Below are 25,678 nucleotides of genomic sequence, written 5' to 3' on the forward strand. Positions count from 1 at the left end.
GGAAAGCCCCTCACTCCGCCGCCATCGGCATATCATGCTTGTCCTCGAACAGCTCGCCCTGGTTGGCGGGCGTCTCGGACTTGTCGTCTTTCTTCACCTTCGGCTCGCGGCCGAAGAAGAGGGAGTAGCCGGCAGGCAGCACGATGATGGTGAGGACGGTGGCGACGAGGATGCCGCCCATCATGGCATAGGCGAGCGGTCCCCAGAACAGGCCGCGCGAGATCGGGATCAGTGCCAGCACCGCCGTGAGCGCGGTCAGCATGATCGGCCGGAAACGCCTGACGGCGGCGCCTACGATCGCTTCCTGGCGATGCATACCCGCCGCGATATCCTGGTCGATCTGGTCGATCAGGATGATCGAGTTACGGATGATGATGCCGAGCAGCGCGATGACACCGAGGATGGCGACGAAGCCGAACGGTGCACCGGTGATCAGAAGCGCCATCGCAGCACCGATGATGCCGAGCGGACCGGTCGACAGAACCAGCATCGCCTTGCCGAAATGCTTGAGCTGCATCATCAGGAGCAGCATGATGACAAGCAGCATGATCGGGGCCTTTGCCGCGATCGAGGCCTGGCTTTCGGCCGCATCTTCGGCGCCGCCCTGGATGTCCACGGAATAGCCGGCCGGCAGGGCCGCGCGCAGGTCGGCCATCGAGTTATAGAGGTTTACCGAGGCCTGCGTCGGCTCGACGCCGTCAGGCAGGGTTGCCTTGACGGTAATCGTCGGCAGACGGTCGCGACGCCACTCGATACCCTGTTCGAGGACAGGCTCGACACGGGCCACCTGCGAAGCTGGCACAAAAGTGCCGAGATCGGTCGGAATATAGACCGACTGGACGGCGGCCAGCAGGTTGCGGGTGGCATCCGGCTCGCGCACCACGATCGATACGGTCTCCTCGCCATCGCGGAAGTCGCTGATCGGAGCGCCCGACGTTGCCGCCTGCAGCATCTGCCGAACCCGCTGCGACGAGACGCCGAGCGCACGGGCGCGGTCCTGGTCGATGACGAGCTTCATACCCGCGACCGGCTCCATCCAGTCGTCGTGAATGGCGCCGAAGTCTGGCTGCTGTTCGTACCGTGCCTTGACCTGGTCGGCGATGCGGCGGACTTCCGCCTTGTCGGGACCGACGACGCGCATCTGCACGGCCCAGCCGGTGGGAGGGCCGAGGAAGAGACGGTCGACCTTGCCGCGCACCGTCGGGAATTCTTCGGCAAGGATCTTTCGCAGCTTGACGATCATCCGCTCGCGTTCTTCAAGACCGTTCGACATGATCAGGAGCTGAGCGTAGTTCGGGTTGCGCAACTGCTGGTCGAGCGGCAGGAAGAACCGCGGCGCGCCCTCGCCGATATAGGTGGCGACAAAGCTCTTGTCGGGGTCGTCGAGGATCCGGTCTTCGAGCGCCTTGGCCTGACGTTCCACTTCCTTGATCGCGGTGCCCTCCGGCAGCCACATGTCGACCAGGATTTCCGGTCGCGACGACTGCGGGAAGAAGCTCTGCGGAATGAACTGAAACGACCAGAGGCTGGCTGCAAACGCGCCGAGCGTGGCGATAAGCACGATCGCCTTGTGGCGCACGGACCAGCCAACTGCATGGCGCACGCTACGATACATACGGGTGTCATAGGCATCGTGATGATCGCCGCTGCCCGCATGACTGCGCTGCTTGAGGATCATGTAGCCGAGCCATGGGGTGAAATAGACGGCCACGAACCAGGATACGACGAGCGCGATGCCGACGACGTAGAACAGCGACCGTACGTATTCGCCGGCGGTCGAATCCGCGAAGCCGACGGGGATAAAGCCGGCGGTGGTGATCAGCGTCCCGGTCAGCATCGGGAAGGCGGTGGAGGAATAGGCAAAGCTTGCCGCATCGAGCCGCTCGAACCCCTCCTCCAGCTTTCTTTCCATCAACTCGACGACGATCATCGCATCGTCGACGAGCAGTCCAAGCGCGATGATCAGCGCGCCGAGCGAGATACGCTGCAGCTCGATGCCGAGATAGAACATGATGGCAAGCGTTGCCGAGAGAACCAGCGGAATGGCGATCGCAATCACGATGCCCGAGCGCCAGCCGATCGAGATCAGCGACACGACCAGCACGATGACCAGCGCTTCGAGAAGCGCCTGCGTGAACTCGCCGACGGCTTCGGTGACGACCTCAGGCTGGTTGGAGATCTGCTCTACCTGGACGCCGACCGGCAGCGTCTCCTCGAAGCGCTTGTAGGTTTCCTCCACCGCATGACCGACGTCGGTCACCTTGTAACCGTTCGCCATCACCACGCCGAGCTGCACGCTGTCATGGCCGTTGAAGCGGAACTTGCGCTGATACGGGTCCTCGAGACCTTCCTTCACCGTGGCGATATCGCCAAGACGGAAGACCTGGTCGCCGGCGCGCAGCCGCAGCGCCTTGATATCATCTGGCGTTGTCACCCCACCCTCGACCGAGATCCGCACCGAGCGGTCCGCGGTTTCCACCGAGCCGGACGCATCGACATCGTTCTGACCGGCCAGCGCGGTGCTGATGTCATTGACGGTGAGGCCGCGCTCGGCAAGCGCCTGCGACGACACGTCGATGAAGATCTTCTGCGGCTGGTCGCCGAGGATCGTTGCCTTTTCGACGCCGGGCGTGGCCAGCAGCATGTCGCGGGCCTGGATGGCGTATTGCTTCAGCTCCGGATAGCTGTAGCCCTCTCCGGTAATGGCGTTGAGAGTGATATAGGTATCGCCGAACTCGTCGTTGAAATAGGGCCCGTAGATACCGGACGGGAGATCCTGGTGAATGTCGCCGATCTTCTTGCGCACCTGGTAGAAGGCATCTGCAACGTCCTGCGCATTCGTGTCGCCCTTCACCTGGATCGTGGTGATCGAGATGCCGGCGCGGGTGTAGGATTTGACCCAGTCGAGATGCGGGGTTTCCTGCAGCTTGCGCTCGATCTTGTTGACCACCTGGTTCTGCATGTCCTCGATCGAGGCACCCGGCCACTGGGCCTGCACGACCATGACGCGGAAGGTAAAGTCCGGATCTTCCTTCTGGCCCATGTTCATGATGCCAAGCGCACCCATGACGATGATGAGACCGAACAGAAAACGCGCGATGCTGGGATGGCCGATGGCCCAGCGGGACAGGTTGAAACTGCCCTTTTCCTTCTGCTTTTCCAGCGGATTGGCCTGATGATCGGAACTCATGATCTTGATCCTCTAACCGGAAATATCAGGGCTGGACGGAAGCGGTGGACTGGCTCGACACCGAGCCGAAGCGTGTCGCGACCGTTTCCGGCAGCTTCACCTTCATATCGTCCTTCATGAACTGGGTGCCGGCCGAGACGATGAGATCGCCTTCGGCAAGGCCTTCCGAGATGCGCACGCCGTCATCGGAAAAATCCGCCACCTTGACCGGACGCGACGCGACAATTCCCTTGCCGCGATCGACCACCCAGACGATCGGCTGGTCACCCTTCTTGGAAAGCGCTGCAAGCGGAATGGCAAAGGCCTTGACCGCGTTGCCGGCGACAGCCTCGATCGATGCGGTCATGCCGAGCAGGATCTTCGGGTCGGCGGGAAGGCTCACCCGCACCGCGAACGTGCGCGACTGGGCATCGGCGCTCTGCGCGACTTCACGCACCTTGCCGTCGATCACGAGATCGGCAGACGACCAGATCCGCGCCTTGACCCCGTCGCCCGGCTTGAAATGCGAGACATCCATTTCCGGAACCGCGATCTGGACTTCCTTCTCGCCATCCACAGCGACCGTGACGACGGATGTGCCGGTGCTCACCACCTGGCCGCGATCGGCGCTGACGGCCGTGACGATACCGTCGCGGTCGGATTTGAGTTCGGAATAGGCAACTTGATTGCGGGCCTTTTCGAGCGCAGACTGCGCTGAATCCCGCTGTGCCAAGGCCTGCTCGCTGCTGAGCTGTGCCTGTTCCAGCTGCGATTTTGAGGTGACGTCTTTGGCCGCCAGCGTTTCCGCGCGGCGAAGCGCCAGACCGGAGATCTCGACCTGCTTGGTGGCCGATGCGAGATCGGCTTCGGCGCTGCCGAGATCAAGCTTGTAATCGGTGGAATCGATCCGAGCGAGCACTTCGCCCGGCGTGACGCGGTCGCCTACATCCACAAGCCGCTCGGTGATCTTGCCCGCGACCCTGAAGCCGAGATTCATTTCGGTGCGGGCACGCACGGAACCGGAATAGACGAGCTTGCGGCCCTCATCCGGCGCACCGATCTGCGTCACCTTGACCGGCCGCACGATCTCCGGCGCCTCGGCCTTTTTCTCTTCGGAACATGCCGCGAGCGAAAGAAGCGCCGCAGCGACTGCAACGCCTTTCAAGGCGGAAGAAAAATGACGGGCTGCGACGAAAGACTTTCCTCGGAAAGACATGATCCCACTCCATAAGGCGGGTTACGGTGAGCGCGACAAGCGCAGGTTCTTATTTCAGCGCCCTGAGGGCGAAGTCGACGACATCGGCCGGCGCGGCGCGCCGGGTTTCAAACAGACATTCGGCAATGATCTGCGGGTGACACAGCGTAACCGTGCAATCACAGAGGCATTCTGCGGCAAGCTCAGCGTCCTGTGCGCGGAACTCTCCCATTGCAATCCCCTCCTCGACGAGGCCTGCGACGATCGCTCGAAGCTGCATGATATGGTCTTCGATCACCGACCACTGTTCCTCGATCGCTACGACAACCATCTCGTGGACCTTGTTTTCGTGCAGCAGCGTCTCGACCGTGATGCGGTGCTGCTGCAGAAAATGGTCACGCAGTCGCTCGGTGGCACTGACAGCGCGCTTTGCATTCTCCCAGGCAACGGCTCGGCTCGCCTCGAGCATCCGGTTGGCAAGCGCCTTGTGGATCTCGGATTTCGACCCGAAGAACCGGTAGATATTGGCCGGCGACATGCCGAGATCCTTGGCGATGTCGGCCACTGTCGTCTTGGCGTAACCGTAATGCTTGAACAGTCGCTCGGCCGCTTCGAGGATGCGGACCACGTTTTCCTGGCGTGTATCCTCGGGAGTGCTGACGGGAACGTCCATAACGTAATGGCTTTCAATTAACGACTGACGAATTTCATTTTTCGTCACTATTCATCTTTAACCTCATTGTGTCAAGGCACTCGTATTTTTCTGCAATGCAAGGCATGGTGGACCCACTGGCGCCTCGAGACGTAAGCTCGGGGTACATCGCATATTGAGTTTGGGCGGTGGGAAAGTTGAAGACCGTGCAGGAAGGCCATCAGGTATCCCCGTTTAACGAGGAGCGGTATCGGCTTCTGATTGATTCCATCACGGATTACGCGATCTACATGCTGGATCCGAAAGGCCACATCGCCAGCTGGAATCCGGGCGCCCGGCGCTTCAAGGGGTTCGAGGAATCCGAAATCCTCGGCCAGCATTTCTCCAGATTCTATACGGAAGAAGATCGGCTTGACCATCTGCCGGAACGCGCACTGAGGATTGCCGCGGCGGAAGGCCGGTTCGAGAACGAAGGCTGGAGGGTTCGCAAGGACGGCAGCCGTTTCTGGGCGCATGTCATCATCGATCCTATCCGCGACGGCGATGGCCAGCTCCTCGGCTTTGCCAAGGTCACCCGCGATCTCACCGAGCGCAGGAATGCCGAAGCAGACCTGAAACGCAGCGAGCGGCAGTTCGAGGTCCTGGTGCAAGGGGTCAGCGACTACGCGCTCTACATGCTCGATGGCAAAGGCAATGTCAGCAACTGGAACCACGGTGCCGAACGCATCAAGGGCTACCGCGCCGAGGAGATCGTCGGCGAGCATTTTTCGACCTTCTACACGGTGGACGACCGCGCCGCCGGCGAACCGACAAAAAATCTTGCAACGGCCCTGCGGGACGGCCGCTTCGAGGGCGAGGGTTGGCGCCACCGCAAGGACGGCACCCGTTTCTGGGCGCATGTGATCATTGACGCGATCCGCGACGAGACTGGAGAGCTTAAAGGGTTCGCCAAGATCACCCGCGACATCACGGAAAAGGTCGAGGCGCAGAAGGCGCTGACCGTCGCCCGTGAGGATCTGTTCCAGGCGCAGAAACTGGAAGCGATCGGCCAACTGACTGGCGGCATCGCCCATGACTTCAACAACCTGCTGATGGCGGTGCTGGGAAGCCTCGAAATCCTCAAGAAGAGATTGCCGGACGACCCGTCGCTGATGCCGCTTCTGCAAAACGCCATTCAGGGCGCCGAGCGCGGTGCAGCGCTGACGCAGCGCATGCTGGCCTTTTCGAGGCGGCAGGAACTCCACATGGCCCCGATCGGCGTTGCCGGTCTGATCGATGGCATGATGAATTTCTTCGAGCGTTCGCTGAGATCGGACCTCACAATCAGAACCGACATTCCCGACAGCCTGCCCCCGGTTCTAAGTGACGCTGTGCAGCTCGAGAGCGCGCTTCTGAACCTCGTCGTCAATGCCCGTGACGCGATGACAACAGGCGGAACCGTGACGATCACCGCCATTGATGTGCACTTCGCGCAAGGCGACGACAAGCTCCAGCCGGGTCACTACGTCAAGATCAGCGTTTCCGATACGGGCGAAGGCATGGATCCGGAAACGCTTGCCCGCGCTACCACACCGTTCTTCACCACCAAGGGCGTCGGCAAGGGAACGGGTCTCGGCCTGCCCATGGTGCAGGGCCTGACCGAGCAGTCGGGCGGCCGGCTTTCGATCGACAGCGAAGAGGGCAAGGGAACCACGGTTTCCCTGTTTCTGCCCGTTGCCCGTCTTGAAGACTGCCCGGAGGAGAAGAAGCCCGCCTCGGATCTCTCTGCGGCGCGACCGAAGGAGAGGCTGACGGTGCTGGCCGTCGACGACGACGCGCTGGTGCTGATGAACACATCCCTGATGCTGGAGGATCTCGGCCACACGGTGATCGAAGCTTATAACGGCCGCGAAGCGCTGGCTGCGCTAGCCCGCACGGATACGATCGATCTCGTCGTCACGGACCATTCCATGCCGGGAATGACCGGCAGCGAACTCGCGTCGGAGATCAACCGCCAGTGGCCGGGCCTGCCGGTGGTGCTGGCCACCGGCTATGCCGAACTGCCGCCCGGCGAGGACGACCGCCTGCAACTGCCGCGATTGCCGAAGCCGTTCTCCCAGAACCAGCTGGCGGACGTGATCGCCACCATGCTCGGAAGCGCGAGCTGAACCAACGGCTGTGCGCCGCGTTGTATCTCCTGATGATCCGCAGGTGCCGCGCGAGGGTCGTTTGCCCTCATCTCCTGCCGGACGCGACGACATCAGGGAGAACGTCACATGGTATTCAAACATCCCCAGTTTAACGAAACCGCGCCGGAGATCGAAGTCGAGTTCCCGGCTTACGCCCAGCTGGAAGGCAAGGTCGCCGACGCGCTTGCCTCGGCGGGCGGCATTGATGCAAGCGAAGTGACCGTCACCGTCACCGGAACCTCCATTGCCTTGGCAGGCCGGGTCGCCGACGCCCGCGAGATCGCCCGCGCCGAGGAAGTGGTCCGCAGCGTTGAAGGCGTGACCGAGGTGCGCAACAGCATCACCGCCGAAGCCGGCAGCCATCTCACCTGAGGGTTCGAAAGCCTTCAATGCAAAAAGCCCGGAAGCAGACGCTTCCGGGCTTTTTTGTTGGCTGAGAGCAGGCCGCCTGAGCGACTGCCGCTTAACGCGGCAGCGCGTAGGCGATGACGTAGTCGCCGGGTGTGGTGCCGACCGAGCCGTGGCCGCCTGCGACCATGACGACGAACTGGCGTCCGTCCTCGACCGCGTAGGTCATCGGCGTCGCCTGACCGCCGGCCGGAAGCCGGGCTTCCCACAGCGTCTTGCCGTTCTTCAGGTCATAGGCACGCAGGTAGTTGTCGACGGCGGCACCGAGGAAGGCAACGCCACCCTTGGTGATCATCGGGCCACCGATGCCGGGAACGCCGACCTTGAACGGCAGCGGCAGCGGGGTCATGTCGTGGACAGTACCGTTGCGATGCTTGTAGGCGGTCTTGCCGGTGCGAAGATCGACGCCGGCGACATAACCCCATGGCGGTGCCTGGCAAGGAATGTTCAACGGACCGAGGAACGGACCCATCAACACGCCGTAAGGTGCGCCGTCATTGCGGTTGAGGCCCTGTTCCGAACCCTTTTCGTCCTGACCCTTCGCCGGGATATCCGCACGCGGAACCAGCTTGGAGGTAAAGGCGAGATAGGTCGGCATGCCGAACATCACCTGGCGTTCGGGATCGACTGCGACGGAGCCCCAGTTGAACGTTCCGAAATTGCCGGGATAGATAATCGAGCCGTTGAGCGACGGCGGCGTGTAGCGACCCTCGTAGTTATACTGATGGTACCAGATACGGCACACCATCTGGTCGAGCATCGAGACGCCCCACATGTCGCTTTCCTTCAGCGGCTCCGGCTTGAAGGAGACGGCCGAGGTCGGCTGGGTTGGCGCAGTGAAATCCTCCGGGATGGCACCCTTTGGAGCAGGCTCCTCGGTGATCGGGAAGACCGGCTCGCCCGTGCGACGGTCAAGAACGTAGATGTCGCCCTGCTTGGTAGGGCCAACCAGCGCCGGCACCACGGAATTGTCCGGGCGCGACAGGTCGATCAGCACCGGCTGGGCCGGCACGTCCATGTCCCAGAGATCGTGATGCACTGTCTGGCGAACCCAGCGGTCGGCACCGGTATTGATGTCGAGAGCAACGATCGAGGACGAGTATTTCTCGACGCTTTCCGAACGGTTCATGCCGAGCTGGTCGGGCACCTGGTTGCCGAGCGGGATGTAGACGAGACTGAGTTCCTCATCGACCGAGAACACCGACCAGCTGTTGGGCGAGTTGGTCGTGTAGGTCTGGCCCTCGGGAAGCGGCTGGGTCTGGCTCGGATTGCCCGAATCCCAGTTCCAGATCAGATCGCCGGTGTTGACGTCGAAGGCGCGGATGACGCCGGACTGTTCCTGCGTCGAGTAGTTGTCGTTGACGGCACCGCCGATGATGATCTTGTTGCCGACGATCGCAGGCGGTGATGTGGAATAGTAGTAACCGGCCGGATTGTGCTTCATCCCGGCTTCCAGCCGCAGCGTGCCATTGTCAGCAAATGCAGGGCAAACCTGACCGTTGGCCGCATCAAGCGCGATCAGACGCGCATCGGATGTCGGAAGATAGACGCGCTCGGCGCATGCCGAACCCGCGGCTGCCGCCTGGTCCTTATAATAGCTGACGCCGCGGCAGGTCTGGTGCTGGCGGTCCGGGTTCATGCCGGAATTCGGGTCGTAGCGCCACTTCTCCTTGCCGGTCGTCGCATCGAGCGCGATGGCGAGATTGTGCGGCGTGCAGAGATAAAGCGAGCTGCCGACCTTGAGCGGCGTGACCTGATAGGTCGTCTCGCCCACGTCGTCCGGCCGCTTCACGTCACCGGTCTGGTAGCGCCAGACTTCCGTGAGGTTGGCAACGTTGTCCACATTGACCTGGTCGAGCGGCGAATAGCGCTGGCCATAGGGCGTGCGGCCATACTGGTGCCATTCGCCATCAGGCACATCACCGCCGAGCTTCGGGGCGGCTGCGACCGACTGGTCCGGCAGCTCACCGCTCTGGTCGTAGGGGTCAAAGAACATCGAGGCGACGGCGACGACCACGGCAATGACCGAGGCGATGGCCAGCGGTACGGCACTGGCGCTGTATTGCATGCCGGATGGGCTGAGAAAGCCGAGCGGCTTGCGGATCCACGGTGTCAGCAGCCAGAAGCCGAGGACGATGATGAGACCGCCGCGCGGGCCGAGCTGCCACCAGTCGAAACCGACTTCCCAAAGCGCCCAGACGAGCGAAACGATGACAATACCGGCATAGACATGCAGTGCCGCGCGTTTCTTAAGGAAAAGCAGAATGGCGGTCAGCACAAAGGCAAGGCCGCAGATGAGATAATAAACACTACCCCCCAGCATGACGAGCTGTCCGCCGCCGATGGCGAGAGCGAGCCCGAGCAGGGTGAAGATGATGGCGGTGATCTTGAGAGCCATGGTGGTTTCCGTTCCGAACTGAAGACGGGCATTATAGGTGGCAAGCCGGACATTCAGCCGGTGTCGCGTGGTAATCTAGCGCTCTCCGGAGATGTTCAAGATACGATACGGAATGCCAGCCGTGCAGAAGTGCGAGAACAAACGGGCGCTCTGCTCGTTCGGAAAGAGAACGCCGCAGCGATCGACGGCGACCCACTCAAACAGGGATTGCAAGCACAGCCATGGCATATGAACTCTACTACTGGGACGGCCTGCAGGGTCGCGGCGAATTCGTCAGACTGGCGCTGGAAGACGCCGGTGCGGACTATCTCGACGTGGCGAGAACCACGGACGGGTCCGAAAAGATGATGAATTACCTGAAGGGCAGCCAAGCCTATCCCGACCTGCCATTCGCTCCGCCGTTTCTGAGAGACGGCGAGATCGTCGTCTCGCATGTCGCCAACATCCTGCACTATCTCGGCCCGAAGCTCGGGCTTGCTTCCGATGACGAACGGTTGCGTGTTTTTGCGCAGGGTCTGCAGCTGACGATCACCGACTTCGTGGCCGAGGTTCACGACACCCACCATCCGATCAGCACCGGGGACTATTACGAGGATCAGAAGCCGGAGGCCAAGGCGCGCACAAAGGCGTTTCTTGCGCAGCGGGTGCCAAAGTTTCTCGGTTATTTCGACGGCGTGATCGGATCAAACCCGACCGGCGAAGGCTGGGCTGTCGGCGGCGCGATCACCTATGTGGACCTGTCGCTCTTCCAGATCGCCGAAGGGTTGACCTACGCTTTCCCGCGGGCGATGGCATCGCTGGACAGCCGGTATCCGAATGTGGCCAGACTTCGCGACGCCGTCGGGAAAAGGCCGAGGATCTCTGCCTATCTCAAATCGGAGCGCCGCATCGCTTTCAACGAGAGCGGTATCTTTCGCCACTATCCCGAACTCGACGAGGATCCGGCGTAGGCGCTTTGGCGCCTTGACGTTTCTGGCTAGATAAATGCGAAGACAGGAGCGACCGTGGCTATCATGATCGCGGTCGCGATCAGTACGAACTTCATGTCCTTGCGCTCCTGAGCATTGATGGCTGCCTCTTCGGGCAGCCGCGTTTGGATGACGAGCGGGGTTATCTTGCTTCCTCCCCCAGTTCCTGAAGGATCTGGTGCCGTGCGCGATTGAGACGACTCTTGACCGTTCCAACAGCGCAGCCGCAGATTTCGGCCGTTGCCTCGTAGCTCTCGCCGAGGATTGCAACCAGCGTTAATACCTCGCGGTAATGGGGAGGCAGCTTTACGAGAGCGTCGCGAACTTCCTTCGCCCTGATTGCCATTTCCTGCGAAGCAGCTATCGGCGTATCGCCCGACACGTTTTCTTCGAGCCCTGGAGCCTCGCGGCCTAAAATCTTGGATCGGGTATAGAACGTGTTGCGCATGATGGTGAAGAGCCAGGACTTCAGCCGCGTGCCGCGCTCGAACTTGTCGAGGTTGGCCAGCGCCTTCATCAGCGTTTCCTGCACGAGATCGTCGGCATCCGTCGTATTGCGGCAGAACGTACGCGCGAAGGCACGAAGCGCCGGTATAAGCTTCACGATATCTGCCCGCGCAGGATCGCCATTCAACTGTGATTCAGACACCGTTGCCTACCTCTCCCAAGTCTCGACGGCCGGATTGACTTCTGCAAACGCGTGCCCCTTCATTTTGGTTCCGCCCTCTCAACCCCACCCGGAGATTGCCGGCAGATCACCTTGAAAATATGGGGCTCTTGCCGGCCTGCCGGAACAAACTGAAGCAGCAAGCCGTTTTTTCCGCATCATCGGCAACGCCAAGGAGGGAATGTCATGAGCTTTACCGACAAAACCAACGACAACGACCAGAACAGCGCACAGAGCGACGAGTGGAAGGCCAGGAAGGCTGAGCAGTCGGCGCGCGAAAAGGGCAGCGACGCTGACCTCGAACAGCAGCTCGACGAGGGCCTGGAAGATACGTTTCCGGCGAGCGATCCGGTCGCCGCAACAATAACGTCCATTCCGGCCGGCACCCCGGAGCCGCCGAAGAACTGATACCGACCCGGACCATTGGAACAAAGTGGGCGGCCTCCGAATAGGAGGTCGCCCTTTTTCATTCTTCGCTGTGACTTTTTCGGGATATCCGAAATTAATCTTATTGGTATAAGAGGTTTCTAAAGGGCTCAGGGAATGCGGGCGAAAGCGTCCGGCAGAGGGTGTTTTCGGTGGCGGTGACGTCAGAGGTCGGAATGAAGAAGCAGAGCAAGCCGGTGGAAGAAAAAGACGCGAGTTTCGGACGCAGCGTCAACCGCAAGGTTTCCGTTCTGTTGGCGGAGATCGAGAAGGAAGACGTGCCCGATCGCCTGCTCGGTCTTGCCCTGCAGCTTCAGAAGGAATTGTCCGAAAAGCTCGACGGTAAAGGCAGCTGACCGCCTGACCTCGAGATGAGCGCCCGCCGGCGCATGCGCGAACATCTGATCTGCGGACCAACCGCAAGCTGTCGCCCCTTCTCGACCTTTTTCACAAATATGTGAGGAACTTTCAGCTTCTGCTTTGGTTCATTGGGTGCGAATTCGACTCTCAAGGAGATCCACCATGGCTAAAGACAAAACCCTCGAAGACCTGTTCTACGAAACGCTGAAGGACATCTACTACGCCGAGCGCCAGATCGTGAAAGCGCTGCCGAAAATGGCCCGCGGTGCCCAGGATCCGAAGCTGAAGGCCGCTTTCGAGACCCATAAGGAAGAGACGGAAGGCCAGATCGAACGTCTGAAGCAGGTTTTCGAACTGATCGGCAAGCGCGCTCAGGGCAAGACCTGCGACGCGATCGAAGGCATCCTGTCCGAAGGCGAGGAAATCCTCGAAGAATTCAAGGGCACATCGGCTCTCGACGCCGGCCTTCTGGCCGCTGCACAGGCAGTCGAACACTATGAGATCAGCCGTTACGGCACGCTGCGCACATGGGCGACCGAACTCGGCCTGAAGGACGTGGCAAAGCTTCTCGACGAGACGCTTGCAGAAGAAAGCAAGACCGACGAAGCGCTGTCTGCACTGGCACAGTCCACCGTCAACGCCGCTGCCAAGAAGGCAGCCTGATCGCGCAGCGACAGACGCCCGGTCACCAGATCGGGCGTTTCTTCGCGAACGTGACGCCAGAAAAACGAAAAGGTCCGGCACATGCCGGACCTTTTTGGATTGAGTTGCGACCAGCGACATCGACGCCCGGACTATGGCCAAAACAAAAACGCTCCGCAGTCCCACAGGATTGCGAAGACGTATGAATGACTTGGCAGCCAAAAAAAACGGTGTCAATCAGCTATGGTAAGCGGCTTTCGGAATGCCGGATTTCGGCAGCATTTCGATCGGAGCCATCTTTCCATCCACACCAAGCCTGCGGAAAACTCCGGCATGGAATCGTCCACGCCGCAGCAGTTGGACCTTCGCCGCCTCCACGGCAAGTTCCACTGTATGGAAGTACGAAGTTGAATGTACCCCGTCAATTACATAGACCCAGCCCGTTGCGTCTGGAACAATATCGCAGTAGTTTTGCATTGCAGCGTCTCCTCCCGGCGGTCTCGAACGCGTAACTCCTCGAATAGTTCCGTCCGGTCGGTTGTTTGTGCCAACACGATTTGAATCAATCGAATTTCTGTCGTGAAATCCATGGAACTTATTCCCAACAAGGTCGTTTCGGCTTTTGGGTGAATGGAGACAAAGATGGCTGATTCCGAACAAGACTGGATCAAGCACCGCGCGTATGCGCTCTGGGAGGAAGAGGGGTATCCTTCAGGCAAAGATACGGAGCACTGGGAGCGCGCCAAACTGGAGTTTGCGACGTTGAAGCCGACTGCGTCGGCACCGGCCGCCCACGAACAGCCTGCAGCATCCGCGCCGAAACTGCCCACCGCAAATGCCAAGGATTCCACCGCCAAAGCAGCTAAGCCTGCCAAGTCAGCGGCGGCGGGGTCCGAAAAATCGAAAAAAGCGCTCGCCTCCGAGGCCTCAAGCGAAAAGAAGTCCGTGCCGGTTTCTCCGGCCCCGGTTCCCGCGGGCAAACAGCCTGCCAAGAAGCGGTCCCGATAGGCCGGGCTGGCCTTTGACGCCAGCCGGGTCACGCAGACAAGAGCGGACATGACGGGCCGCGGCAGTCTCTGCCGCGGGGTAATCATTACATCTGAAAGACGGCAATGGCTTTTGCGTATTCGTGTATTTCTCTGACTGGTTTTCCCATTTCGGCGGTCGCTGACACAGGTCTCCCCTCCGGCACTGATGTGAAATGGCATGGACAAGGGTGGGAGTTGGCATGATGGACGCGTACGGCCCCTTGGATGGCCCCATCGAAATAGCATCAGTTGATGACCCGGTTGCCAGTCAGAGTACTGACCGTTCGCAGTCGTCGGACGCCGTTCCCGGGCGTAGCACGCAGCGGAGCCTTGGGGGACGCAGTGGGGAAAATTTCGCGATGAAAGTATTGTCGGTCACCTCGGAAATCTTCCCGCTGGTCAAGACCGGCGGATTGGCCGATGTGACAGGATCGCTGCCGAAGGCGCTTGCTGCCCTCGGGATCGATACCATAACGCTCATTCCGGGTTATCCGAAAGTGATGGCCCAGGTAAGCTCCGGCGTGACGCCGCTTGCTCTGTTCGACGACCTGCTCGGTACCCGCGCGTCGCTGCTGCATGTGAAAATCGAAGGCCTGAACCTGTTCGTGCTCGACGCGCCGGAACTCTATGACCGGCTTGGCGGACCTTATGTCGACGAGCATGGCAACGACCACCACGACAACTGGCGGCGCTTCGCAGCTCTGTCGAAGGCTGCGGCGGAAATCGCCGGTGGGCTTCTCCCGGGTTTCGTACCCGATGTCGTTCATACCCATGACTGGCAATCGGCGATGACGTCGGTCTACATGCGCGAAATGGGCTGCGCCATTCCGAGCGTGATCACCATCCACAACATCGCGTTCCAGGGCCAGTATTCCGCAGACATCCTTCCCGCGATCGGCCTTCCCAGCTCGCTGTTTTCAATCAACGGGATCGAATATTTCGGTGGCATCAGCTACCTGAAGGGCGGATTGCTGACGGCCGACGCGATCACCACGGTCAGCCCCACCTATGCCCGGGAGATCCTCACGCCGCGTTTCGGCATGGGCCTTGACGGTGTCCTGAACGAGCGCGTGACCGTGTTGCGCGGCATCGTCAACGGCACAGACCTCGACATCTGGGACCCGGCAACGGATCCGCATATTCCGCGCAATTACGATGTCAGTTCGCTGAAGCGCAAGCGCGACAACAAGACCGTATTGATGGAAAAGTTCGGGCTCGACCCTGAAGGCAACGGACCGATCTTTTCCGCCGTCAGCCGCCTCACCTGGCAGAAGGGTTTCGACATGTTCGCCGATACGGCGGACGAGGTCATCCACAATGGCGGTCGTATCATCGTGTTCGGCCAAGGCGACAAGGATATCGAACAGGCGCTGCTGGATACGGCTGCGCGCTATCCTGGCAAGATGGCCGTCCACATCGGCTACGACGAACCGACCGCGCATCTCATCCATGCCGGTTCGGACGCGATCGTGCAGCCCTCGCGGTTCGAGCCCTGCGGCCTGACGCAGCTTTACGCGCTTCGCTACGGCACCGTGCCCGTCGTCTCGCGCACAGGCGGGCTGTCGGAAACCATCATCGATGCCAATGATGCAGCGATGTCGGCACGGGTTGCGACCGGCTTCCAGTTCCACCCTGTGACGACCGACGGACTGCGTCTCGCGCTGCGCCGGGCCATGCACGCCTACCAGGAACCGAAAATGTGGGCCCGGCTGCAGAACCAGGCGATGAAGGCGAAATTCTCCTGGGAGCGCAGCGCCCAGCAATACGCCACAGTCTACACCAACCTGGTGCGTAAGGCTGGCAACTCCTCCGCGGACCGACGAGCGAGCTACTGATCCGGCAGGTGCCGTGATCGGCACCTGCGTCGTTTGATTCCTCGACGAACACGGCGCACGGCGCACACAGCGTTCGGCTAACGAGAACCGCAGGTCTCAGACCGACCGCGTCAGACCACCATCCACCTTCAGGTTCTGCCCGGTGATGTAACCGGCGCCCTCGGATGCCAGGAACGCGACCGTTGCGGCGATTTCCTCGCTTGTGCCGTAGCGCTTCATCGGCACGCTGTCGCGCCGATCATCGGTTGCCGGCAGGCTGTCGATCCAGCCGGGCAAAACGTTGTTGATGCGCACATTGTCGGCCGCGTAGGTATCTGCAAAGATTTTCGTATAAGCGGCGAGCCCGGCGCGAAACACCGCCGATGTCGGGAACATCGCGGACGGCTCGAACGCCCAGGCGGTCGAGATATTGACGATAGAGCCCGACTTCTGGGCCTGCATGATCGGCGCCACCAGCCGCACCGGACGGATGACGTTGAGCAGATAAACATCGAGGCCGGTATGCCACTGGTCGTCGGTGATTTCGACGATCTGCGCACGTGGTCCATGGCCGGCGCTGTTGACCAGCACGTCGATCCGTCCCCATGCCTCCATAGTCGCATCAACGAGCCGCTTCAGATCGTCGTTGGACTGGTTGGAGCCGGTGATGCCGAGCCCCCCGAGTTCCTGCGCCAAGACCTCGCCCTTACCGGATGAGGACAGGATCGCCACCTTGAACCCATCGGCCGCGAGCTTCTTCGCAGACGCCGCTCCCATACCGCTTCCCCCCGCTGTGACGATCGCTACCTTTTCTGCCGACATACTGTGCTTCCCTTCCCTGCATCGTGGTGTGTACAGAGACATAGCATGAGGAAAAGCTGTCATCGAATGAGTTCGGCTGAAGGCTGGTGAGTTCTGCCCTTGGGGCATACCACCCAAACGAAAAACCCCGCCGGAGACCGGCGGGGCTTGGAGATCAGAGTATTCAGGCTGCCATCACGGACGGCGGAACAGTGCCAGGCTGCGGCCTTCCAGCTCGAAGTCCCGTTCCTTGGTGATCACGAGACCCTTCTTGGAATAATCCGACGTGGTCATCTCCAGCACCCAGCCACCTTCGCCGAACTGCGGGATCTGGAACGGCACGTTGCCTTCGAACGGGTTGAACAGCAGCAGCACGTCGTGCCAGATGCCTTCCTCTTCCTTCAGGTCGCCACGGCCAATGTACAGACCGATCGTCGAGCCTTCGTCCCACTGTTCGGAGGTCTGGAAACCACCGCCGGCGTTGAACCACTTGATGTCCATGCCATCGCGCCAGTTCTCGCGGCGCAGCAACGGCTGCTCGTGCCGGAGCTTGATGATCTGGCGGGTAAACTCGCGCAGCTGCTCATTGCTTTCAGGCAGGTTTTCCCAGGCGACCCAGGAGATCTCGCTGTCCTGGCAGTAGCCGTTGTTGTTGCCGAGCTGGCTGCGACCGAACTCGTCACCGGCCAGCAGCATCGGCGTGCCGTGCGAGAACATCAGCGTGGCGAGGAAGTTGCGCTTCTGGCGCTCGCGCACCGCGTTGATGCCCTCGTCTTCCGTCGGGCCTTCCTCACCGTAATTGTAGCTACGGTTGTCGTTATGGCCGTCGTTATTGTCCTCGCCGTTCTCGTCGTTGTGCTTCTCGTTGTACGAAACCATGTCGTTCAAGGTGAAGCCGTCATGGGCGGTGATGAAGTTGACCGATGCCCAGGGACGACGACCGCGCTGATCGTAAAGATCGCCGGAACCGAGAAGGCGCGCAGCAAAGTCCGTCGAGACGTTGTCGCCCTTCCAGTATTCGCGCACCGTATCGCGGTACTTGTCGTTCCATTCGGCCCAGCCAGGCGGAAAGCCGCCGACCTGGTAGCCACCCGGACCGATATCCCAAGGCTCGCCGATAAGCTTGACCTTGGACAGGACCGGATCCTGAGTGATCGCATCGAAGAAGCCACCGCGCTCGTTGAAGCCTTCCGGCTCGCGACCGAGAATGGTGCCAAGATCGAAGCGGAAGCCGTCGATATGCATCGCTTCGGCCCAGTAGCGCAGGGAGTCGGTGACCATCTGCAGTACGCGCGGATGCGAAGTGTTGACGGTGTTACCGGTGCCGGTGTCGTTGATGTAGTAACGATGCTGGTCCGGCATGGTGCGGTAGTAGGAAAAGTTGTCGATGCCCTTGAACGACAGGGTCGGTCCAAGCTCGTTGCCTTCGGCCGTGTGGTTGTACACCACGTCGAGAATGACCTCGACGCCGGCATCATGAAAGTTCCGCACCATCTCGCGGAAACCCTGGATGCCCTTCGGTCCGAAGTAGCGCGAGGCCGGCGAGAAGAAGTTGAGGGTGTTGTAGCCCCAGAAATTCTTCAGGCCACGATCGAGCAGGTGCTGGTCGTCCGGGAAGGAGTGGACCGGCAGCAGCTCCACCGAGGTGATGCCGAGGTTCTTGATGTAATCGACAGTCGCCTTGTGGCCCATGCCTTCGTACGTGCCGCGCAAGTCGATCGGAACGCCGGGGTTGAGCTGGGTAAAGCCCTTCACGTGCGTTTCATAGAGGACTGTCTGTGGCCAGCTGATCTTCGGACGGTTGTTGTCGTGCCAGTCGAAATTCGGGTCGATGACAACGCCCTTCGGCGTGTAGGGACCGCTGTCGCGTTCGTCGAAGGTCAGGTCCTTGTCTTCGGCAAGGAGATCATAGGCAAAATGTGCCTCGTTCCACTCAACGTCGCCGAACAGTTCGCGTGCATAGGGGTCGATCAGCAGCTTGTTGGGGTTGAAGCGATGGCCGTTTTCCGGGTCATAGGGGCCATGGACGCGGTAGCCGTAGAGGGCGCCGGGCTTCAGGCCGGGGATATAGCCGTGCCAGATCTCGTGGGTGTATTCCGGCAGTTCGAGGCGGGCGATTTCCACCTTGCCGCTCGGGTCGTACAGGCAAAGTTCGACGCGCTCGGCATGCGCCGAGAAAATCGCGAAGTTGACGCCATCGCCGTCGTAATTTGCGCCCAGCTGCAGCCAGGAACCCGGGTGAACGACAAAGTGGCTCGATTTCGTATCCATATTTCCCCGCTGGTCATACCAATTGAAACTTTCGCCTATAGAAGGTGCGAGGCTGCAATTCGTTCCAGAGGCCCTGTAATTTAGGAGGTTTCGCAAGTTGCCCGCGAAATTTTGAGGGCGGCACGCGTTTCCGGATGGGCCGCCTCCTCTATCTCTCTGTTGGTACCCATAACAACAGGGAGAAGACCATGACGACCATGCCCCCGGAAGAGCTCGAAGGCCGGCTGAACGCGCATCGCGAACTGATGATCGATCTGATCGCTGCAATGATTGGCGGCGAGCTGACGACCACCCGTTTCGTGCAGCGGCTGCGTGACGACGCTACATTCAAGGACAACGAGGAAGATCCTGGTTTCTCCCCCGATGGTGCCTTCTCCATCGAAAACGCCATGGCCCGCGAAGTGCGCTCGGTGCTGGAAGCTGCACGTGCAAGGGCAAAAGCCGACAAGACTTAATCAAATTTTATGAATAAGGCCGTTTCGCCGCATTTGTGGCCATTTCGTGGAACCATGATTCCGTATCGCAGTTGATAGGCTTTAGGAGTGTGGCGGGAGGCAATCATGGTCAAGGAATGGATCGAGGCTGCAGGTTTCGTGATGGTCATCGCGGCCTGTTACATGATGGTCGTTCCGATATAGCGATCGACCGGTCATCCCATTGACTGACACCAGCGACACATGACTGTGGCTGGTCTCTTCGCTGACGCCAACTTTTTATCGGCGAGACTTCCTGTGAGCTTGGCGCGTTCGAGTCGTTCAGTAACGTAATATTACATCGTGTAAGATCTGGAACGAAATGACACCGGTCGGGTTGGACATCCAGTGACCGGGCGAAAAACCTTGTGTTCACGACGGGAGATCCATCATGCATCACGTTCTGACAATGCTGAAGAACCGGTTCCTTTCGCATCGCAGCTTCGGCCAGCCAAAGCATCTTGCGGCCAAACGCCCGCAAGAGCTTAGGGTCCTGGTGCCCGATGCCGTCGTACTGCCGCTTCCCAGAACAGCGCGAGAGGAGATCAGTGTCCCCGCGTCGATCAATGGCAGGGATCTCTCGACTGGCCGCCTGTAACCGGGCCGGCCACGACAACAGTCCATGACAATAAAAAGGAGTGAAACATGGCTGACATGAAGTCCGCTTCCATCCTGATTCTGGCAACCGACGGCTACGAGCGCTCGGAGCTCCGGTTTCCGCTCGATGAACTGCGCAAACGTGGTGCCGACGTGAAGATCGCTTCGATCAAGTCTGGAGAGATCAGAAGCTGGGACGAGACCGACTGGGGTGACTCTGTCGCGGTCGACCTTGAAGCGAAGGACGTCAAGGCAAGCGATTTCGATGCGCTGGTTCTGCCGGGCGGACAGATCAATCCCGATGTGCTGCGCAAGGATGAAACGGCGATCAGCGTCGTGCGAGATTTTGTGGCGAGCGGCAAGCCTGTTGCTGCCATCTGCCATGGTCCATGGCTGCTGATAGAGGCGGATGCCCTGCGTGGCCGCAAGGCGACATCCTACCCGTCGATCCGGACCGACGTTCGCAATGCAGGCGCGTCCTGGCAGGACGAAGCCGTGGTCTGCGATAACGGCATCATCACATCGCGGTCACCCGACGACCTGCAGCAGTTCGTCGACAAGATCGTCGAGGAAGTCAACGAAGGCCGTCACAACAGACAGGCCGCTTGATTGCAGGATGAATGGTAACGAAAGCCCGCTCCGACATGGTCGGTGCGGGCTTTCTCTTGTCTGGGTGCAACGAGATCATACGCTGGCTGATGGAGCGAGAACCGGTCCGGTCAGGTCTGTTCCTGCTTCAGGAATGCCAGAAGCCGGCGCTCGTTCATGCGCAGACCACGGCGGCCGTCCGTCGGCAGGGTCTTCGCGTTCATGATCTTTTCGAGCGGCGAGACATCCTCGGCAAGGCTCAGGATCTGCGGATGGATATAGCTGGTGCGGCAGACGGCAGGCGTGTTGTGCAGCGCTTCGGAAGCCGCGTTGCACAGTGCCTTGATCTTGGGGCGGTGTCCGTCCTCAGCCATTGTATTCCAGGCTGACATGAAGGCTGCGAGGCTTCCACCCCAGGTGCGGAACGTCTTTGCCGTGACCGGAAAACCGGCGGCCTTGGCAAGATACGCGTTAAGCCGGCCAGAATCGATCGGTCGCGGCGTACCGTGTTCATCGGGAAACGAAAACAGCTGGCGTCCCGGAAGGTCGGCGACGTCTTCCAGGATACGTTGGAGACGCGGATGTTTCAGCGTGTGCTGCACCCGCTTGCCACCCTTGGCGGTGAATTTCAAAAGGATACCATCGCCGGACAAAACCATGTGCCGCTTCAGAAGCGTCGTTGCGCCATAGGTGCGGTTTTCCTTGGCATAGGCGCGGTTGCCGACCCTCAGATGCGTCATGTCCATCAGCGCCACAAGTGCGGCGATCACCGCCTCGGACTTGTCGAGACCATGCGACAGATCGCGGGCAGCTCTGGACCTGATGCGCGGCAAGGCCTCGCCAAACTGGGCAAGCTGGTCGAATTTGCGCTCGCTGCGGAAATTCTGCCAGTCCGTGTGATAACGATACTGCTTGCGGCCGCGGCTGTCATAGCCGGTTGCCTGCAGATGGCCGCTGGCATCGAGACAGATCCAGACGTTTTCGTAGGCTGGCGGCAGGCCGAGTGCGGAAATGCGGGTATGGTGGTCATCCTCAACCAGCAAGCCACCATCCGGCAACCGGTAACTGAACCCCTTGCCGCGTCGTTCCCGCCGAATGCCGGGTTCGGTATCGTTGACATAGGTGAGGCCGATCGTCTTGAGAGACTCGACGTCAATTTCAATGGTGCTGACTAACGTATCCATAACCGCTAAACTGAGATGGATATCGCTTCGTTCCCACGCGTTGAAACACCCGGAGAACTTAAAGAGGGACGTCGCGCAAGCCTTCCGAAGCGTCCGGGCGCTCCAGGTTGGCACGCGGTACCGTCATCCGCCAGACCAGGCCGCCGGGCCGGAAATCGATATCGACAGTGCCGCTGAATGCAGCGGTCGCGTGGCGCTTGATGATGGTCGTGCCGAACCCGGTGCGGGTGGGCGGCTTTACCGTCGGGCCGCCGCTTTCTTCCCAGACCAGAAGCAGGTTCACACCACTGCTCTCGCCGTCTGCATCCGAGACGGTCTCCTCGGCGATATCGCTCCATGAGATCCGTACCGTACCATGGGGTACAGACAATGCGCCATATTTGACGGAATTGGTGGCGAGTTCATGCAGCACCAAGCCGAGATTCTGAACTGCTCCCGCCTTCAGCACGAAATCCTCGCCCTGGATCTGGACGCGGTCCGCCGCTTCCGCAAACGTGCTCATGTGGATCTCGACGACCCGATGCATCGGAACACCGCCCCATTGCTCTTCGGCGAGAGCCTCGATCGATTTCCCGAGCCCCTGGAGGCGGGTGCTGATTGCCCTCTGGAACTCGTCCATCGGCGTATCCTTGCGTGCCAGCTGGCGCATCATCGCCTGGACAAGCGTGAGGATGTTCTTTGTCCGGTGAACCAGCTCGTGCAGGATGAGATGAATACGGTCTTCCGCCTGGCTCCGGTCGAACGAGGCGTTCGAAAGCGCGACGGCGATCTGGTTCGCCTCGGTGATCTTGGTCTCCACCGGCGAGACGATTTCGCCCTTGCCGATCCGTTCGGCCATGTCGGCGATCTGCCTAATCGGGATCCGCAGCTGCCAGGCGACGAGGTAGGCGACGACCATGGCTATGGCGAGAAAGACGATGCCGCCCGCAACGAGCTGCCGCCAGGTGGAGATAATGTTTTCCTGCGCGGACGCGATCGGCCCCCAGACGACGGTCTTCCAGGCCCAGCCGGTAATCTGCGCATAACCGTACATCTGTTTGCCCGCACCATCGACATCTTCGATCGTGCCGCGAAAACCGGTCATCAGCCGAAGAGTTTCGCTGGGAAACCTGGCGCCCTCCGCCATCTTTGCGGCACCGACCGAGGTGACGACCTGACCGCTGCCATCGAGGACCGCGGCAGACCAGCCATCCGGCAGGCCATCGACGGACAGTAGCTTTTGCAGATCCTCGGCATTCTGCGTGATGATCATCGCAGCGCCCGAGGCGTTTGTCTTCTCAGACAGCGGCATCGCGACGTTGAAGACCCACTTTCCGCTGGTCGTGCCGCGAAACATGCTGGAGGCTTCCGTCAAGCCGCTGCGCAGCATGGATTCGAGCGCTGGCATGTTGGCGGTCTTGCCGAGCGGCGTATCGAAGGGGACGCGGGTATTCAGCCGAAGCTGTCCGTCCCGGTCTGCGACGATCACGAAAAGCTTGGTGGAACGCAGGCTCGACCGGGTCCGCTCGTGGAAGGCGCGAAGGTCACCGGACTCCAGCTCGGGAGAACTGACCAGCAGGCGCAGCGTCGTTGCCATGTCCTGCAGCTCGCGGTCGACCGCACGAGCGATCATCTGGGCGTCTTCTGCCGTATTCGAGGAGAGCATGTCCCGTTCGTGCTCTTCCAGCTGCAGCATGAGAAAGGCGCCGAAGACAAGCAGCGGTAAAGCCACGCCCACGACGAGCGCGATCAGATAAGCCCCGATCGGTGCTGTCGGGAAGAGCCGCGCAAACCTAGCCATCCCGCACGACCGTTGCGCGGGAAGGTTGGCAGGCAGCAGAGCCGCCGCGCTGGTGATCCATTCTTAGCCCCGTCCCTTGGCTTTGAAAGCAACGCCATGAGTTCTAGCGGCTTTTGGAACACTGGCCAAGGACTTGGTGATGCGGCCGTCACCTTTCCGATGAATATTCGAATATTCAGTGCCGCGAAATCGCGGCAAGCAGCGACGTTGCCGGCATGACGAGCGGCCCAGTTCCATCGGCAACGACGGTTTCCGGCACCCGGTGGATCACAAACCCGGAAATGCCAGGTGCTTCGACCTCAGACGCGCTCAGATTGGCACGCAGTTGCACGAGACGATCCGACAGCTGCCAGTCGATTGCAATCGTCTCCGGCGCGGAGGCAAGAACGCGACCGACGCTGTGAGGCATGCCGGAAAGCCCTGGAACCACGTGCTCGCGCCGCTTTCCGATCAGATCCCGGATCTTCCCGTAGGCGGCAGAGCCCTCCGCCGTGTCGCGACGCTCCCAGCGCAGTTTCGATTTCTCGAACGCTTCCGGCGCATTCGGATTGTCCAACTGCCAAGGTTCTGTGACGCCTTCCGGCAGGCCGCCGAATTTTTCCGCCTCGATCAACCGGTTGGCCCAGGTGGTCATGGCGATGTCGCCCTCGTATTCGGCAAAGAACGCGAACGGCTGCACTTCCCCATATTCCTCGCCCATGAACATCATCGGCACCTGCGGCGACAGAAGCAGCATTGAAGTCATGACGTCGAGAAGCCCCGGCTCCGACAGGGAGATCAATCGTTCGCCATGGGCGCGATTGCCCACATGATCATGGTTCTGCAGGAAGTGGATATACGAGGTAAGCGGCGAAGATCCGCCCGCGTCCGCGTCTGACCTCGCGTCTTGCTCGTCATCGTCCTGCGACGGCATGCCGCCATGCGCGAGGCAAGCGGCGAGCTTGGCGACCGGCTGCGCGGCAAAAGGTCCGGCATGGCCCACGGCCTCGCCTGTCGCGATCACATGTGCGGCGTGGTAGGCGTCGTTGTTCCATCCGGCCACAAACGCATCCGGCGTCCCGCCACGTTCCGGGTTGCGCAGGATGGCGCGATGGTCCTCCATCACGAGATGGCGCCGCCGACCCGTCGTTTCGGAATGAACGCGCTCTGCAAGTTCGACGAGAATGTGCTTCTCTGACGTTTCATCCAGGATTTCGTCCACCGCATCGATGCGAAGGCCATCGAGATTGAACTCTTCCAGCCAGTAGAGCGCGTTTTCGATGAAGAAAGCACGCACGGCTGGTTGGGCAAAGTTGATCGACGGACCCCACGGCGTGATAAACTGCGGATCGAAGAAAGACGGGATGTTCGAGACGATCAGGTTTCCAGCCGGGCCGAAGTGGTTGTAGACGACATCCAGCATGACCGACAGGCCGACCCGGTGGGCGGCATCGACGAAAGCCTTCATGTCATCAGGCGAACCGTAGGTGTGATGCGGGGCATAGGGAAGCGCGCTGTCATAGCCCCAGCCGCGATCGCCCGGAAATTCGCTGACCGGCATCAGCTGAATGACAGTGAAGCCGAGATCGGCAAGATCGGCGAGACGCGACGCTGCGGCGCGAAACGTGCCCTCGGACGTGAAGGTGCCGATATGCATCTCGTAAATCACAGCCTCTTCCCAGGCATGCCCCTTCCAGGCCGGCATGTTCCAGCGGTAGAAGGCCGGATCGACGATCATCGAGTGGCCATCGACGCCACCGTCCTGCGCTCGCGATGCGGGATCCGCGAAGGCCTTACCGTCGGGCATGACGAACTGGTAGGGCGTGCCGGGCTCGACGCCTTCGACGGTCAGCGTGAACCAGCCCTGCCCGGCCGGCAGCATTTCGCGGTTGCGGCCGGCGATGCGGAGGCGCAGGCGCTCGATGTCCGGCGCCCAGAGGCGGAACAGAACGCTGTTTTCGCCGACATGTTCGGCACCCCAGGATTTGGGGAAGGATCGGCGCACGGGCGCGCCGGACGAGACGTGGCCGGACGCGGTCCGGCGCGAATCGTAGGGCGTGAAATCGCGGGTCAGCGACATGGCATCTCTCCCTTGTTTCAGTCACAAGGG

The 25,678-nt window shown here is 60.7% G+C and carries 22 protein-coding genes; 11 read left to right on the forward strand and 11 right to left on the reverse strand.

Annotated features, from left to right (window positions below; all coding sequences use genetic code 11):
* Nucleotides 1-10 precede the first annotated feature (10 nt).
* From ASG19_RS19780 to ASG19_RS19790, 3 genes are read right to left on the reverse strand one after another with little or no spacing between them, the layout of a single operon-like run.
* Nucleotides 11-3,190: an efflux RND transporter permease subunit gene (locus ASG19_RS19780; protein ID WP_062461423.1), complete on the reverse strand. Its 3,180-nt coding sequence runs from the start codon at nt 3,188-3,190 to the stop codon at nt 11-13.
* Nucleotides 3,191-3,215: 25 nt separating this feature from the next.
* Nucleotides 3,216-4,385, reverse strand: coding sequence for an efflux RND transporter periplasmic adaptor subunit (locus ASG19_RS19785; RefSeq protein WP_062461426.1), 1,170 nt, complete (start codon nt 4,383-4,385; stop codon nt 3,216-3,218).
* Nucleotides 4,386-4,434: 49 nt separating this feature from the next.
* Nucleotides 4,435-5,037 carry a TetR family transcriptional regulator gene (locus ASG19_RS19790; RefSeq protein WP_062461428.1) on the reverse strand — a complete coding sequence of 201 codons (603 nt, stop codon included), beginning with the start codon at nt 5,035-5,037 and terminating at the stop codon, nt 4,435-4,437.
* Between the two features lie 167 nt (nt 5,038-5,204).
* Here ASG19_RS19790 and ASG19_RS19795 point away from each other — a divergent pair, with 167 nt between their 5' ends.
* Both ASG19_RS19795 and ASG19_RS19800 read left to right on the forward strand, forming a co-directional pair.
* A complete protein-coding gene (locus tag ASG19_RS19795) occupies nt 5,205-7,163 on the forward strand; it encodes a PAS domain-containing sensor histidine kinase (protein ID WP_244476235.1) in 1,959 nt (652 codons plus the stop codon).
* A 108-nt stretch (nt 7,164-7,271) separates the two neighbouring features.
* Entirely contained in the window at nt 7,272-7,556 is a 285-nt protein-coding gene (locus tag ASG19_RS19800; protein ID WP_062461431.1) for a BON domain-containing protein, read from the forward strand.
* A 91-nt stretch (nt 7,557-7,647) separates the two neighbouring features.
* Here ASG19_RS19800 and ASG19_RS19805 read toward each other — a convergent pair whose 3' ends face one another.
* On the reverse strand, nt 7,648-9,990 hold the full coding sequence (locus ASG19_RS19805) for a glucose/quinate/shikimate family membrane-bound PQQ-dependent dehydrogenase (RefSeq protein ID WP_062461434.1): 2,343 nt from the start codon (nt 9,988-9,990) through the stop codon (nt 7,648-7,650).
* Between the two features lie 221 nt (nt 9,991-10,211).
* On the opposite strand from ASG19_RS19805, the gene ASG19_RS19810 reads away from it, so the two are divergent.
* Nucleotides 10,212-10,940: a glutathione S-transferase gene (locus ASG19_RS19810; RefSeq protein WP_062461437.1), complete on the forward strand. Its 729-nt coding sequence runs from the start codon at nt 10,212-10,214 to the stop codon at nt 10,938-10,940.
* A 160-nt stretch (nt 10,941-11,100) separates the two neighbouring features.
* On the opposite strand, the gene ASG19_RS19815 is transcribed toward ASG19_RS19810, so the two are convergent.
* Nucleotides 11,101-11,607, reverse strand: coding sequence for a sigma-70 family RNA polymerase sigma factor (locus tag ASG19_RS19815; protein WP_244474083.1), 507 nt, complete (start codon nt 11,605-11,607; stop codon nt 11,101-11,103).
* 204 nt (nt 11,608-11,811) lie between these two features.
* On the opposite strand from ASG19_RS19815, the gene ASG19_RS19820 reads away from it, so the two are divergent.
* The 3 genes from ASG19_RS19820 to ASG19_RS19830 all read left to right on the forward strand — a co-directional run bounded on the left by ASG19_RS19820 (nt 11,812) and on the right by ASG19_RS19830 (nt 13,074).
* Nucleotides 11,812-12,033, forward strand: coding sequence for a hypothetical protein (locus tag ASG19_RS19820; RefSeq protein ID WP_062461443.1), 222 nt, complete (start codon nt 11,812-11,814; stop codon nt 12,031-12,033).
* 194 nt (nt 12,034-12,227) lie between these two features.
* On the forward strand, nt 12,228-12,407 hold the full coding sequence (locus ASG19_RS19825) for a hypothetical protein (protein ID WP_062461446.1): 180 nt from the start codon (nt 12,228-12,230) through the stop codon (nt 12,405-12,407).
* Between the two features lie 166 nt (nt 12,408-12,573).
* Nucleotides 12,574-13,074, forward strand: coding sequence for a ferritin-like domain-containing protein (locus tag ASG19_RS19830; RefSeq protein ID WP_062461448.1), 501 nt, complete (start codon nt 12,574-12,576; stop codon nt 13,072-13,074).
* A gap of 216 nt (nt 13,075-13,290) precedes the next feature.
* On the opposite strand, the gene ASG19_RS24005 is transcribed toward ASG19_RS19830, so the two are convergent.
* Nucleotides 13,291-13,530, reverse strand: coding sequence for a hypothetical protein (locus ASG19_RS24005; RefSeq protein WP_139283771.1), 240 nt, complete (start codon nt 13,528-13,530; stop codon nt 13,291-13,293).
* A gap of 165 nt (nt 13,531-13,695) precedes the next feature.
* On the opposite strand from ASG19_RS24005, the gene ASG19_RS19835 reads away from it, so the two are divergent.
* Nucleotides 13,696-14,061, forward strand: coding sequence for a DUF2934 domain-containing protein (locus ASG19_RS19835; RefSeq protein WP_062461451.1), 366 nt, complete (start codon nt 13,696-13,698; stop codon nt 14,059-14,061).
* Nucleotides 14,062-14,440: 379 nt separating this feature from the next.
* On the forward strand, nt 14,441-15,916 hold the full coding sequence (glgA, locus tag ASG19_RS19840) for a glycogen synthase GlgA (protein ID WP_062461454.1): 1,476 nt from the start codon (nt 14,441-14,443) through the stop codon (nt 15,914-15,916).
* 96 nt (nt 15,917-16,012) lie between these two features.
* Here glgA and ASG19_RS19845 read toward each other — a convergent pair whose 3' ends face one another.
* Entirely contained in the window at nt 16,013-16,717 is a 705-nt protein-coding gene (locus ASG19_RS19845) for an SDR family oxidoreductase (RefSeq protein ID WP_062461457.1), read from the reverse strand.
* Nucleotides 16,718-16,891: 174 nt separating this feature from the next.
* The gene (gene glgX, locus ASG19_RS19850) at nt 16,892-18,967 is read right to left on the reverse strand and encodes a glycogen debranching protein GlgX (RefSeq protein WP_062461460.1); all 2,076 of its coding nucleotides are present in this window, start codon (nt 18,965-18,967) and stop codon (nt 16,892-16,894) included.
* 188 nt (nt 18,968-19,155) lie between these two features.
* Here glgX and ASG19_RS19855 point away from each other — a divergent pair, with 188 nt between their 5' ends.
* The 3 genes from ASG19_RS19855 (at nt 19,156) to ASG19_RS19865 (ending at nt 20,646) form a co-directional block, all read left to right on the forward strand.
* Entirely contained in the window at nt 19,156-19,422 is a 267-nt protein-coding gene (locus ASG19_RS19855) for a hypothetical protein (protein ID WP_062461462.1), read from the forward strand.
* Between the two features lie 409 nt (nt 19,423-19,831).
* Complete coding sequence (locus ASG19_RS19860; RefSeq protein ID WP_062461466.1) at nt 19,832-20,038, forward strand: hypothetical protein; 207 nt, start codon at nt 19,832-19,834, stop codon at nt 20,036-20,038.
* Nucleotides 20,039-20,085: 47 nt separating this feature from the next.
* Nucleotides 20,086-20,646, forward strand: a complete 561-nt coding sequence (locus tag ASG19_RS19865) for a type 1 glutamine amidotransferase domain-containing protein (protein ID WP_062461469.1) — start codon at nt 20,086-20,088, stop codon at nt 20,644-20,646.
* Between the two features lie 110 nt (nt 20,647-20,756).
* On the opposite strand, the gene ASG19_RS19870 is transcribed toward ASG19_RS19865, so the two are convergent.
* The 3 genes from ASG19_RS19870 to treZ all read right to left on the reverse strand — a co-directional run bounded on the left by ASG19_RS19870 (nt 20,757) and on the right by treZ (nt 25,648).
* Nucleotides 20,757-21,782, reverse strand: a complete 1,026-nt coding sequence (locus ASG19_RS19870; RefSeq protein WP_062461960.1) for a DNA topoisomerase IB — start codon at nt 21,780-21,782, stop codon at nt 20,757-20,759.
* A gap of 85 nt (nt 21,783-21,867) precedes the next feature.
* The gene (locus ASG19_RS19875) at nt 21,868-23,589 is read right to left on the reverse strand and encodes a sensor histidine kinase (protein WP_062461472.1); all 1,722 of its coding nucleotides are present in this window, start codon (nt 23,587-23,589) and stop codon (nt 21,868-21,870) included.
* A gap of 175 nt (nt 23,590-23,764) precedes the next feature.
* Nucleotides 23,765-25,648, reverse strand: coding sequence for a malto-oligosyltrehalose trehalohydrolase (gene treZ, locus ASG19_RS19880; RefSeq protein WP_062461475.1), 1,884 nt, complete (start codon nt 25,646-25,648; stop codon nt 23,765-23,767).
* Nucleotides 25,649-25,678 lie beyond the last annotated feature (30 nt).

This window comes from Rhizobium sp. Leaf306, assembly GCF_001423425.1.
Classification (GTDB): Bacteria; Pseudomonadota; Alphaproteobacteria; order Rhizobiales; family Rhizobiaceae; genus Neorhizobium; species Neorhizobium soli.

Bases quoted from the DNA above. Each gene is read 5' to 3' on its own strand.
- ASG19_RS19780 (WP_062461423.1), bottom strand. From the start codon at position 3,190: ATGAGTTCCGATCATCAGGCCAATCCGCTGGAAAAGCAGAAGGAAAAG.
- ASG19_RS19785 (WP_062461426.1), bottom strand. From the start codon at position 4,385: ATGTCTTTCCGAGGAAAGTCTTTCGTCGCAGCCCGTCATTTTTCTTCC.
- ASG19_RS19790 (WP_062461428.1), bottom strand. From the start codon at position 5,037: ATGGACGTTCCCGTCAGCACTCCCGAGGATACACGCCAGGAAAACGTG.
- ASG19_RS19800 (WP_062461431.1), top strand. From the start codon at position 7,272: ATGGTATTCAAACATCCCCAGTTTAACGAAACCGCGCCGGAGATCGAA.
- ASG19_RS19805 (WP_062461434.1), bottom strand. From the start codon at position 9,990: ATGGCTCTCAAGATCACCGCCATCATCTTCACCCTGCTCGGGCTCGCT.
- ASG19_RS19810 (WP_062461437.1), top strand. From the start codon at position 10,212: ATGGCATATGAACTCTACTACTGGGACGGCCTGCAGGGTCGCGGCGAA.
- ASG19_RS19820 (WP_062461443.1), top strand. From the start codon at position 11,812: ATGAGCTTTACCGACAAAACCAACGACAACGACCAGAACAGCGCACAG.
- ASG19_RS19825 (WP_062461446.1), top strand. From the start codon at position 12,228: ATGAAGAAGCAGAGCAAGCCGGTGGAAGAAAAAGACGCGAGTTTCGGA.
- ASG19_RS19830 (WP_062461448.1), top strand. From the start codon at position 12,574: ATGGCTAAAGACAAAACCCTCGAAGACCTGTTCTACGAAACGCTGAAG.
- ASG19_RS24005 (WP_139283771.1), bottom strand. From the start codon at position 13,530: ATGCAAAACTACTGCGATATTGTTCCAGACGCAACGGGCTGGGTCTAT.
- ASG19_RS19835 (WP_062461451.1), top strand. From the start codon at position 13,696: ATGGCTGATTCCGAACAAGACTGGATCAAGCACCGCGCGTATGCGCTC.
- glgA (WP_062461454.1), top strand. From the start codon at position 14,441: ATGAAAGTATTGTCGGTCACCTCGGAAATCTTCCCGCTGGTCAAGACC.
- ASG19_RS19845 (WP_062461457.1), bottom strand. From the start codon at position 16,717: ATGTCGGCAGAAAAGGTAGCGATCGTCACAGCGGGGGGAAGCGGTATG.
- glgX (WP_062461460.1), bottom strand. From the start codon at position 18,967: ATGGATACGAAATCGAGCCACTTTGTCGTTCACCCGGGTTCCTGGCTG.
- ASG19_RS19855 (WP_062461462.1), top strand. From the start codon at position 19,156: ATGACGACCATGCCCCCGGAAGAGCTCGAAGGCCGGCTGAACGCGCAT.
- ASG19_RS19860 (WP_062461466.1), top strand. From the start codon at position 19,832: ATGCATCACGTTCTGACAATGCTGAAGAACCGGTTCCTTTCGCATCGC.
- ASG19_RS19865 (WP_062461469.1), top strand. From the start codon at position 20,086: ATGGCTGACATGAAGTCCGCTTCCATCCTGATTCTGGCAACCGACGGC.
- ASG19_RS19875 (WP_062461472.1), bottom strand. From the start codon at position 23,589: ATGGCTAGGTTTGCGCGGCTCTTCCCGACAGCACCGATCGGGGCTTAT.
- treZ (WP_062461475.1), bottom strand. From the start codon at position 25,648: ATGTCGCTGACCCGCGATTTCACGCCCTACGATTCGCGCCGGACCGCG.